Genomic DNA, 11,154 nt, shown 5'->3' with positions numbered 1-11,154 from the left:
GTGACGGATGACGCGCAGGTGCAGAGTCTGGTCCCGGGTGCGGCGATCGTGAATGTGATCGGGTTGCCGCCGACGGTGACGGTGTTCGGGACGCCGATTTTCAAGCTGGGCGGGTCCCCGGTCAAGGTGGTGTCCTCGGTGAGCCTCGGCGATCTGGACTCGGACAACTTGTCGGAAGCCACGATCGTCGTCGCGACCGCGTATCAGGACGGCGATGTGCTGAGTTACACCGCGCCGTCGGGGAATCCGATCACCGCGAGCTGGAACGCGGCCACCAGAACCCTGACCTTGTCGGGCGTGGCCACACTCGACCAGTACGAAGAGGCGATCAAGGCGGTCACCTTCACCACTAACCAGGGTGGCCTGTCGAGGGGCATCCAGATTCACGTCACCGATGACTCCGCCGTCAAGAGCCTCGTTCCGGGTTCCGCGATCGTGACCGTGGTGGGCCTGCCGCCGTCGGTGGCCACTATCGGCGCACCGACCTACACAATCGGCACCGCTCCGGTGAAGCTCATCGCGTCGGCCAGTATCGCCGATGCGGACTCCGACAGCATGTCGAAGGCCACCGTGACGATCGCCACCCTCGGACAAGACGGCGATGTCCTGGGATACATTGCCCCCTCAGGGAATCCGATCACGGCAAGCTGGAACGCGGCCACCCGCACGCTGACGCTGGCTGGAGTGGCCACCAAGGCGCAGTACGAGGAGGCACTTGAGGCCGTCACCTTCTCTGCGACCGGGGGCGCGCTCCTCGTCCGTGGGATATCGATCACGGTGACCGACGACACCAACGTGGACAGCCTGCTGCCCGGTGCGGCGACCGCCAATGTCAGGTACTCGTTACAGCCCTCGGTGGTGACGGTCGGCACGCCCACACACACCATCGGCACCGCGCCCGTAACGCTGCTGTCGTCCGCGACAATCACCGACGCAGACTCCGACATGTTCTCGTCGGCGAGGGTGACGATCGAGACCCTCGGTCAGTCCGGTGATGTGCTGGGATACGTTCAGCCCTCCGGCAACCCGATTACCGCAACGTGGGATGCCGGCAGCAAGACGCTCACACTGACGGGAATCGGCACCAAGGCCCAGTACGAGGAGGCGCTCGAGGCCGTCACGTTCTCGGCCACGGGCGGAATCCTGTTTGTTCGTGGGATTTCCGTGTCGGTGTCTGACGATACCGGGGTCAGCAGCTCTGGACTGCTCAACGGCCTGGCCACTGCAACCGTCCGTGAGAACTCGGCGCCCGGGTTGTGGATCACCGGTGGAAAGTCCTACGACCGCAACGATCCTCCGATGAATCCCGTTGTCACGCTCGACATCAGCGACGACCTCGGCTACCTGTCCGGCGCCACGCTGAAGGTCACTTCCTTCGTGCAGTCGAACGACACCCTCGGTTACGTGCAGCCTTCGGGTAATCCAGTGACGGCATCGTGGGACTCGGGTTCCAAGACCCTGACGCTGTCCGGGACGGCGACGGTGGAACAGTACGAGCAGGCGCTGCGGGCGGTGACGTTCTGGGCGAACCAGGGCGGATGGACGACTCGGACGATCGCCGTCACCGTCACGGACAACGGTGGAAAGAGTGCTTCGGGTTCGATGACCGTCAGCGTGTGGTAACCCGCGCCTGCTCGGTCAGATCGCCGGACCGAGCAGGTCGTCGGCGTCCTTGATGACGTAGCCGTAGCCCTGCTCGGCAAGAAACCGCTGCCTGTGCGCGGCGTACTCGGCGTCGAGGCTGTCACGCGAGACCACCGAGTAGAAGACGGCGCCGCCGCCGTCGGCCTTGGGGCGCAACAACCGGCCCAACCGCTGTGCCTCTTCTTGTCTGGAACCGAACGTCCCTGAAACCTGTACGGCCACACTCGCTTCGGGAAGGTCGATGGAGAAGTTCGCGACCTTGGACACCACCAGAGTGCGGATCTCGCCGCGGCGGAAGGCGTCGAACAATGCCTCACGTTCGGCATTCTTCGTCGATCCTTGGATCACCGGTGCGTTCAACTCGGTGCCGAGCTCGTCGAGTTGGTCGAGGTAGGCGCCGATCACCAGCGTCGGTTCATCGGGGTGTCGCTCCAGAATGGACTTCACCACGGCGATCTTCGTATGCGCGGTCGCACACAGCTTGTAGCGCTCGTCGGGTTCGGCGGTTGCGTACATCATTCGCTCGTTGTCGGTCATCGTGACGCGAACCTCGACGCATTCGGCGGGCGCGATCCAGCCCTGGGCCTCGATGTCCTTCCACGGCGCGTCGTAGCGCTTCGGACCGATCAGCGAGAACACGTCACCCTCCCGGCCGTCCTCGCGGATCAGGGTTGCCGTCAGACCGAGCCGCCTGCGCGACTGCAGGTCGGCCGTCATCCGGAACACCGGCGCCGGCAGCAAGTGCACCTCGTCGTAGATGATCAGGCCCCAGTCCCGGCTGTCGAAGAGCTCCAGGTGCTTGTACTCGCCCTTGGTCCGGCGGGTGATGACCTGATAGGTCGCGATGGTGACCGGCCGGATCTCCTTGCGCTCGCCCGAGTATTCGCCGATCTCCTCCTCGGTCAACGACGTCCGCGCCACCAGTTCGCGCTTCCACTGCCGGCCCGCGACGGTGTTGGTCACGAGGATCAGGGTCGTCGCGCCGGCCTTGGCCATGGCGGCCGCCCCCACCAGTGTTTTGCCCGCCCCGCAGGGCAGCACCACCACGCCAGACCCGCCGTCCCAGAAGGAGTCGGCGGCCATCTGTTGGTAGTCGCGCAGCTGCCAACCGTCCTGTGCGAGTTCGATCGGGTGCGCTTCGCCATCGACGTACCCGGCCAGGTCCTCGGCCGGCCAGCCGATCTTGAGCAGCATCTGCTTGACGCGGCCACGTTCGCTGTTGTGCACGATGACGGTGTCGTCGTCGAGGCGGGCGCCGAGCATGGGCGCGATCTTCTTGTTCCGCAGCACCTCTTCGAGCACGGCACGGTCGAAACTGACCAGCGTGAGACCGTGCGCCGGATGCTTGACGAGTTGCAGCCGCCCGTACCGGGCCATCGTGTCGACGATGTCGACCAGAAGAGGCTGCGGTACGGCATAGCGGGAGAACGTCACCAGCGCGTCGACGACCTGCTCCGCGTCGTGTCCGGCGGCCCGGGCGTTCCACAGCGCCAGCGGCGTGATGCGGTAGGTGTGGACGTGCTCAGGCGCGCGTTCGAGCTCGGCGAACGGCGCGATGGCCGCGCGGGCGGCCCCGGCCTGCTCGTGGTCGACTTCGAGCAGCACGGTCTTGTCGGACTGGACGATCAGTGGGCCGTCAGTCACGCGTGATCCCGCCCCGATGTGTCGTGAAAAGTCACGTTTTCCCATTATTCAGGTTCTGCGGACGTCCCTGGGGCGAGTGTCGTCCCGGGCGGTGCCCCCGGCGGTGGCATTCCGCATTGCGAGAGCCGTGATCCGCCAGCCGTGAAGCGGCACTACCAGGCAGAAAGTGTCGGCGAGGAAAATTTGCTGATCAGAAGTAAGGCACGTTGGAGGCCGCTTGAAGGGTAGCTGCCTCCTTGCAATTGGAAGCGCTAGGCGCGTGATTGTGATGCCTATCACTATTTTGCCCTACTGTCTGATCTGCTGGGTCGTTCGCTCGGCGAGAAGTCGCGGAGAACACCTCGGCCCTGCAGCAAGCGGACGGACGGAGGCCGACACGTGAGTGCCAATCCAGCTCGCCACCAAGTCACGAACATCCCTGCGCCCGGCTTCTGGGCTGCGGCCGGCCTCCTCGATCACACCAGGACGGCAGGGATGGCGCGGCATGCACGACGGTCCGCGCCGCGGCATGCCGCCCACATCGGCCGGATCGGTGCCCTCGCGGTGTCCCTCGGCATCGGCATCGCGATCGCGAACTCGTCCTCGGGGCTCGCGTACGCGGACGACGGCTCGGATGCGGGTTCGGGGGCGGGCACCTCCGTCGCCTCCGGTTCATCCGAGCCGGGCGGAGAGTCCTCCTCTGGCGCGGGTGAGCGCACGCAGTCCCCGGACGATCACGAAGAGTCCGAGCTCGGCGACGCGAACGACGACGATCCGGACGACCTCACCGAGCAATCAGGGGAGACGCCCAGCGCGAACGACGACGATCCGGACGACCTGACCGAGGAGTCGGAGGAGACACCCAGCGCGGACGACGACGAGCACACCGGAGCGGTTGAGGCCGAGCCGCCGCTTGACGACCGGATCGACCCGACCGGTGACGAATCACTGGAGCCGCGTGAGGTTGCCGTCCGGACCTCGTCGACGGGTGCCACCGCCGCCGACCAGGCTGCGATTGAGGTCGCCGACGGACCCGGGCAGAAGGTCGGCTCGGTTGATCTGGTCGGCTCGGTGGTCTCCACTGTCGTTGCCCCCCTCGCCGATCCTGAGCTCCCGGCGCCCTCACCGGTCGCCGACAGCCTGCTGGCCTGGGTGCGTCGACTGATCACACACACGTTCTTCAACAAGACCCCGGTGGTGCGTTCAGTGACGACCGAGCAGATCCTGACCGGACAGGTCGTCATCGACATCGACGCATACGACCCCAACGGGGACCCACTGACCTACGACATCGTCCAGCCAGAGAGTGGCCTGGTATTCCGGGAACCGCTCACGGGCAAGTTTGTCTACACGCCGTCACTGCCTGTCATCGGCGATCCCGTCACGGTCCAGTTCGACGTCATCGTCCGCGACGACTCCGAGCACCTCACCGGTGTTCTCGGCGGAATCCAGAGCATCCTGCACTCGATTGCCCGGTTGTTTGGACTCGCAAAGGTCGACAACTGCACCCAGACAGTGGAATTCGACATCGATCCCATCCTGCAGTCGCCTCCCGCGCTGGCGGTCACCGGAGGTTTGCCCTATCTGCTCGGCGGTGATCCAGTCGGTCTCCTGTCCCTCGCGAAGATCGTCGACGCAGATTCTCCGTCGATGAACCAGGCGACCGTCACCATCGGGGTGGGGCGCCAAGCCGGCGACAAACTACGGTACGCGGCACCCGCCGGCGTCTCCATCGACGCCGAACAGGTCAACGAGTACACGGTGAAGCTGACGGGGCTGGCTTCGCAGGCTGACTACGAAACCGCCTTGAAAGCAGTCACATTCAGCACAACAGACCTCGGTCTGGTCGCCCGCACCGTCGATGTCACCATCACCGACCAACACGGGCTGAGCAACATCGTGCCCGCATTCGCGGTCGTGACCGTGCTTCCCGGACTACCGCTCGACGCACCGCCGTCTGTGCTGGCGGTGGGTGGGACCCCCTACTTCCTCGGTGAGGATCCCGTCGCTCTGCTCTCGGTCGCCCAGATCGTCGATCCGGATTCGTCGGCGATGACGCGTGCCCTGGTGAGGATCGGGGAACTGGGCCGGATGGCGGGGGACACGTTGACGTATGTGGCACCCGCGGGCATCACGATCGGCGTCCAGCAGATCGACGACTGGACACTGGAATTGACGGGGATGCACTCGAACGCGGACTACGAAACAGCCCTGAAGGCGATCACGTTCAGTGCGACGCAGCTCGGACTTGTCGCGCGGACGGTGGAGATCACGCTCACCGATGCGGACGGTATCGACAGCCTTCTGCCTGCACTGGTCGCTGCGACCGTGTTGCCTGCCATCGACCTCGAGCCGCCGCTCATCGTGACCCCGGTGGGTGTGCCGATCCATACGATCGGCAAGGCCCCGGTGACGGTGATGTCCGCGGTGGGGATCGCCAACGCCGATGACGGATTGCTCAACGGCGCAGTGGTGGCCATCGGTCTGAACCGCATGACCGGGGACAAGTTGGGCTTCTCGGTGATCCAGGACAGCCCGGTCACCGTCGCGCAGACCAACGATTGGACGGTGACGCTGTCGGGAACGGCGACAGTCGAGCAGTATCAGGAAGCGCTGAAGGCCATCACCTTCAGTGCGACCCAGCTGGGGTTGCCGCGCACGATCACCGTCAACGTCACCGAGGTCGACGGGGACACCAGCCCCGCGCCGGGCATCGTCTTCGCGAGTTCCGTTGCGCCACTGAGGCCTACGGTCATTGTGGCGTCGCTACCCCCGACCTACACGATCGGGAGGGCAGGCTCGGTGCTGATGCCGGTGGTGACGGTCGAGGATCTTGACTCCGCGGTGCTGACGGGTGCCACCGTGACGCTCGGGGTGACGCGGCAGGCTGGCGACATACTCGCGTACAGTACGCCCCCGGGTGGCCCGATCACCGGGTCCTGGAACGGCGCCGACACCCTCACACTCTCCGGGAGCGCGACGGTGGCAGAGTACGAGGCCGCCCTGGAGGCAGTGACCTTCTCGGCCACCGCCGGGGCGGGAATCCTCAGGACGATGACGGTCGACGTCGTCGACGACTCGGGGCTGACTGCGTTGCTGCCCGGTGCCGCAACAGCACTCGTGAAGAATCCGGACCGCCCGACAGTCGTCACCGTCGGACTGTCCGTCCCCTTGGTCGGGCAGACGGTCAACCCGATCACATTGGCGACGATCGTCGACACCGACTCGGCGGTGCTCACCGGCGCCTCGGTCAAGATCACCGACAAGTTCACCAGCGGGGACGCGCTGGGCTACGCGCCCATCGCGGGCAACCCGATCACGGCGAACTACAACACCGCGACCGGTGAACTCACGCTGACGGGGACGGCGACCATCGCCCAGTACACACAGGCGCTTCAGGCGATCACCTTCAGGGCGACCAATTACGGTGGCGGATTGTTCGACGTCCTGGGGGTCACGCGCACGCTGTCGGTGTACGTCACCGACGACTCGAACGTCACCAACCTCATTCCGGGCGTCGTGGCCGTGACGGTGTTCCGGTAGTCACCCGGAGTCGGCCGACACCACCGACGTCACCCGGTGGATCGCGAACTCGCGCACCCGCCCCGACGCCGGGTCGTAAGCGGTGAGCTGCCCGCCCCGGACGTTGATCGGGGCCACCACCCGCTGGGTCGCCACCCCGGCCGGATCCACATAGCCGATCACCACAGATTCCTGGTGCAGTGCGGCGTGCTGAAGCTCGGAGATCGCGACCGCGGGGTCCAGCCGCATACCTGGCGACGGCGTCGACGCGACCTTGCGTAGCACGGCGACGATCGCCGCGAGCGTCTGATCCGTCGGCGTAGGACCGTGCCGATACCCGCGGCGACGGCCCGGTGACGGTACGCGGGCGCCCCGGCTGCGCAGGTCGACGACTGCACCCGTCGCATCCTCTGCCGCCGGTGCGAAGCCGGCCGTCCGCAACGCAGCGAGGACGTCGGCGATCGGAGCCTGCGACACCGCCACGGTCGGCGCCAACAGGCGCAGCTCGACGCGTTCGGTGGCCGGTGCGGCCACCGCCTGTGCCAACAGCGCGGGGTCCTCGCACCGGACGAACGCCGAAGCCATGCCCACCCGCAGCTGTCCGTGCCGCCGCGCCACATCGTCGATCAGATAGGTCAGCGCTTGTGGCACAGGTGTTTTCGAATGCCGGTTGAAGAGAGCGTGAATCTCGCCCGCAGTCTTGCCGGTGTCCAGCGCTCGCCGCACCGATGCCTCGTCGATGCGGTACACCATGGCCGCACCGGCCGACTCGACTGTGGCCACGGCCGCCAGCTGTTCGGCAAGGGCCCGTTCCAGCGGGCCGGGCACGATGACGGTCAGGTCCGCCTGCAGCAGGAAGTGGTCGATAGGCGCAGGAAGCACCTTCTCCATGGCGGCGACGACTGCGTCGTCCCCGTCGCCGGCGAGCATGCGCCGGACCGGTGATGCGACCGCGCCGCGGCCCACCACACCGACGGCATGAGCCTCGGTGAGCATGTCGCCGATCGGGCCGGTCTGCAGTCGCACCGACCACCTGGGCCGTCGCCACAGCATCGCCTGTGAGGCGCTGTCGGCGTCGGCCCCGCAGCCCGGTGGCAGATCGGCCAGGACCTCAAGCAGTAACCGGCGATCAAGGGGCGCCGCCGTCGAGAACAGCGAATCCGACAGCGCCGCATAGGGTTTGTTGTCGGGGCCGCGGCTGCCGACCAGGCTGGGGCGCCCCGGCAGCTCCAGCCATGACGACACCAGCAGATGCCACTTGGCGGAGGTGGGCGATTCGACGAACCGATCGAACGCCACCGTGGGCGCCCAATGTGACCCCGCGCCGTCGAGGGGGTCTGGTTCCGGCATGCCGGGCGCGATCAGGCCGGCGGCCGCGGCAACCTCAAGGATCAGGGCCAGTCGACGTTCGTCGATGCCCGTGACCTTGGTCAGCCGCTTGACTTCCCGTACGCCGAGACCGCCGCTGCGAAGCTCGGGAACGGGTGCCGCACTCAATGTTTCGAGAAGGACCTCGACTTCACGCATGAAGTCGATCGCCGCACCGGCGGCCACGGCGTCGACGTCGGCGGCGGTCGTCGACGTCACCGTCGGGTCGGGTGCGGACAAGGTGACCGGGCCCGGGCTCTCGCCGCGCAGCACCTGACCGACGAGCCGGGGCAGGATGACGGTGTCGTCGTCGATTCTGCGCAGCAGGCCCGCCGCCAGTAGCCGCTGGACGGGCCGATCCGGTGGGGTTCCCGGTATCGCATCCCGGGTCCGGCCGATCGGGGACCCCTCCAGCAGCTTGTCCAGCAGGTCGCGCGCCGGGCCGTCCACGGTCTCGAGTGCCGCGGCGACCTCGGCGCCGGTCTGCGTCGGGCTTTCCAGGCTGACCTGCCCGGGATACCAGGGCAGACTTGACGCCGCTTCCGCGACCACCCGCAGCGCCCCGTCACCCCACACCAGAGCGCGCGCCGACAGTTCGTCGAGCGCGGCGCGCATGTCTGTCTTGTCGATGCGTTCACCGAAAGTCCCGGCCAGCTCGGCGAGCGTGACCGCCGTCGTCTCGGCGTGCAGCGTGAGCAGGGCGTCGAGCACCGCCAGATGCAGAAAGTCCAGGTCGTCGGTGGCGGCCTTGACCGACTGGCGCGCGGCGGCGCGGGCAGCCAGCGCGGCGATGCTGCCCGGTGGAGGCTGGGTGAGATCAGGCCGCAGACGCAGCAGCCGGATCAGCCGCGCGTCGTCCAATTCGGCCAACCAGGCGCCCAGCGGCACGCCCGGACTCTTCACGCTCATTGCTGACCAGCGTAAAGGAGCCTCCCGACCTCGCCAGCCGGCGAGTCGCCTGCCACAATGTCACCGTGGCTGATGACAAGAAGAACCGATACGTCGACCCCGGTTGGCCCACGACCGACCCTGATGACCACGCGGTCAGCGAACTCGCCACCGACCGCACGGGCGCGCTGTCGCCGTTCGGTGACGTGACGTTCCCGCTGCCGGCCGATGAGCTGCCCTTCATCCAAGCCGTCACCGTCATCAACAGGTAGCGGTGCCCGACCGCCTCTCGCATCTCGACGAGACCGGCGCGGCTCACATGGTCGACGTCACGGCCAAGGACGCCACCAAGCGGATCGCGGTCGCCTCGGGCACCGTGCACACCCGCCCGGATGTGGTGGAGCTGATCACTGCCAACGGGCTGCCCAAGGGTGATGCGCTGGCCACCGCGCGCGTTGCGGGGATCATGGCGGCGAAGCGGACCAGTGACCTCGTGCCCCTGTGCCATCCCCTGGCGATCACCGGCGTCGACATCGACTTCACGATCGGCGGCGATGACGATCCCGGCGCAGTGGCCATCACCGCGACGGTGCGCACCACGGACCGCACCGGCGTCGAGATGGAGGCCCTCACCGCAGTCAGCGTGGCCGCGTTGACCGTCTACGACATGATCAAGGCCGTCGACCGCGCCGCCCGCATCGACGACATCAGGGTGGTCCGCAAGGAGGGCGGCAAGACCGGGACCTGGGTCAGGTGACGCGTTCGGGCGTGGTCCTCATCGCCTCGACCCGGGCATCCGCCGGCGTGTACGACGACCGCTGCGGCCCGGTCCTCGTCGACTGGCTCAACGATCGCGGCATCGACACCCCGGCGCCGGTCGTGGTGGCCGACGGTGAACCCGTCGACCAGGCGCTGCGCGCCGCGCTGAGCGACCACCCAGACCTGATCCTCACTTCCGGCGGCACCGGCATCTCGCCGACGGACGCCACCCCACAGATCACCGCCGCCCTGCTCGACTATGAGATCCCGGGCCTGGCCGACGCCATCAGGCGGTCGGGTCTTCCGAAGGTGCCGACGTCGGTGCTGTCGCGCGGAGTCTGCGGCGTCGCAGGCCGCACGCTGATCGTGAACCTTCCAGGCTCCCTGGGAGGCGTCAGGGACGGCCTCGGTGTCCTCGCCGATGTTCTCGACCACGCGCTCGACCAACTTCAAGGCAAGGACCACCCGCGATGACCGCCGTCCTGCGCGCCGCTCTGACGGAGCAACCGATCGGCACGATCGAACATGAGGAGCTCGTCGCGCACGAGGCGGCGGGCGCGGTGGTCACCTTCGCCGGCGTGGTGCGCGACCACGACGGCGGGCGGACGGTGACTCGGCTCGAATACTCGGCACACCCGACGGCCGAACAGACGCTGGCCGAGGTGGCCGCCGAGGTCGCAGCCGAAAGCCGGGGCGTCCGGGCCATCGCCGTCAGCCACCGGGTCGGCACGCTTCACATCGGCGACGCCGCACTGGTCGCCGCTGTGGCGGCCGACCACCGCGGCGCGGCCTTCGAGACCTGCGCCCGGCTGGTCGACCGCGTCAAGGAGCGGCTACCGGTGTGGAAGCACCAGTTCTTCGCCGACGGCAGCGACGAGTGGGTCAACTCCGCCTGACGGGTCAGGCGGGTGGCAACACCGGGGCGGGTGCCGGGACAGGAGCGGGAGCCGGTGCCGGCCCTGCCAGCGGCGCCACCGGGGCGCCCGGAGCGCCCGGAGCGATCGGCGGGGTGCCGCCCGGGGTGTCGGGGGTCGTCAGCGGCCGCTGGGTAAGCGCCAGCAGCGCGTCGGCACCGGAGATCTCCTGAGTCTGGATCGCGTGCCAGATCTCCTTGAGGTACGTCACGTTGGGGCTCTGCCGGGGGCCCTGCGGCGCCATCGCCGTGCCGGGGGGCAGGTTGTCCGGGCTGGCCAGGTGCGGCACCTCGGAGGGAACGGGCAGCTCGCCGCTGATCGCCTGGTTCGCGATGTCGTAGGCCGGGGCGGGCACCTCGACGGCGCCGAGGGGGGCCAGCGGATCGGGTGCGGGCGCGGCGAGAGCAGCCGGGGCCGGGGCAGGCGCCGGGGCAGG

7 protein-coding genes and 2 pseudogenes are annotated in these 11,154 nt (G+C 67.8%); 6 read left to right on the top strand and 3 right to left on the bottom strand.

The genetic code is table 11. The features are described from left to right. A pseudogene (locus tag BN976_RS13865) lies at nucleotides 1-1,623 on the top strand (hypothetical protein); the annotation flags it as partial. A gap of 15 nt (nucleotides 1,624-1,638) precedes the next feature. Here the strand turns inward: BN976_RS13865 and BN976_RS13860 are convergent. Beyond that, nucleotides 1,639-3,288, bottom strand: coding sequence for a DNA repair helicase XPB (locus BN976_RS13860; protein WP_011782199.1), 1,650 nt, complete (start codon nucleotides 3,286-3,288; stop codon nucleotides 1,639-1,641). Between the two features lie 378 nt (nucleotides 3,289-3,666). Between BN976_RS13860 and BN976_RS13855 the strand changes: the two genes are divergently transcribed. Beyond that, complete coding sequence (locus BN976_RS13855; RefSeq protein WP_235622047.1) at nucleotides 3,667-6,810, top strand: ICP22 family protein; 3,144 nt, start codon at nucleotides 3,667-3,669, stop codon at nucleotides 6,808-6,810. Here the strand turns inward: BN976_RS13855 and BN976_RS13850 are convergent, their stop codons facing one another. After that, nucleotides 6,811-9,066 carry a helicase-associated domain-containing protein gene (locus BN976_RS13850; protein WP_036371291.1) on the bottom strand — a complete coding sequence of 752 codons (2,256 nt, stop codon included), beginning with the start codon at nucleotides 9,064-9,066 and terminating at the stop codon, nucleotides 6,811-6,813. It lies immediately after the preceding gene. Nucleotides 9,067-9,131: 65 nt separating this feature from the next. Between BN976_RS13850 and BN976_RS13845 the strand changes: the two genes are divergently transcribed. The 4 genes from BN976_RS13845 to BN976_RS13830 are packed head-to-tail and all read left to right on the top strand — an operon-like array spanning nucleotide 9,132 to nucleotide 10,700. Continuing rightward, on the top strand, nucleotides 9,132-9,317 hold the full coding sequence (locus BN976_RS13845; RefSeq protein WP_011782197.1) for a hypothetical protein: 186 nt from the start codon (nucleotides 9,132-9,134) through the stop codon (nucleotides 9,315-9,317). Between the two features lie 47 nt (nucleotides 9,318-9,364). After that, a complete protein-coding gene (gene moaC, locus BN976_RS13840; RefSeq protein WP_051558430.1) occupies nucleotides 9,365-9,802 on the top strand; it encodes a cyclic pyranopterin monophosphate synthase MoaC in 438 nt (145 codons plus the stop codon). Beyond that, nucleotides 9,799-10,278 carry a MogA/MoaB family molybdenum cofactor biosynthesis protein gene (locus tag BN976_RS13835; RefSeq protein ID WP_011782195.1) on the top strand — a complete coding sequence of 160 codons (480 nt, stop codon included), beginning with the start codon at nucleotides 9,799-9,801 and terminating at the stop codon, nucleotides 10,276-10,278. The genes moaC and BN976_RS13835 overlap by 4 nt, the downstream gene beginning before the upstream one ends. Further along, a complete protein-coding gene (locus BN976_RS13830; RefSeq protein ID WP_011782194.1) occupies nucleotides 10,275-10,700 on the top strand; it encodes a molybdenum cofactor biosynthesis protein MoaE in 426 nt (141 codons plus the stop codon). Before BN976_RS13835 ends, BN976_RS13830 begins: the two co-directional genes overlap by 4 nt. A 4-nt stretch (nucleotides 10,701-10,704) precedes the next feature. Here BN976_RS13830 and BN976_RS13825 read toward each other — a convergent pair. After that, nucleotides 10,705-11,154: pseudogene (locus BN976_RS13825) on the bottom strand (transglycosylase family protein); the annotation flags it as partial.

The organism is Mycolicibacterium austroafricanum, from assembly GCF_000612725.1.
In the GTDB taxonomy this organism is placed as follows: Bacteria; Actinomycetota; Actinomycetes; order Mycobacteriales; family Mycobacteriaceae; genus Mycobacterium; species Mycobacterium austroafricanum.
This window is presented reverse-complemented; position numbering and strand designations above follow the sequence as displayed.

Excerpts from the sequence above, each read along its gene's own strand:
- BN976_RS13850 (WP_036371291.1), bottom strand. The coding sequence starts at position 9,066 with ATGAGCGTGAAGAGTCCGGGCGTGCCGCTGGGCGCCTGGTTGGCCGAA.
- BN976_RS13830 (WP_011782194.1), top strand. The coding sequence starts at position 10,275 with ATGACCGCCGTCCTGCGCGCCGCTCTGACGGAGCAACCGATCGGCACG.
- moaC (WP_051558430.1), top strand. The coding sequence starts at position 9,365 with ATGGTCGACGTCACGGCCAAGGACGCCACCAAGCGGATCGCGGTCGCC.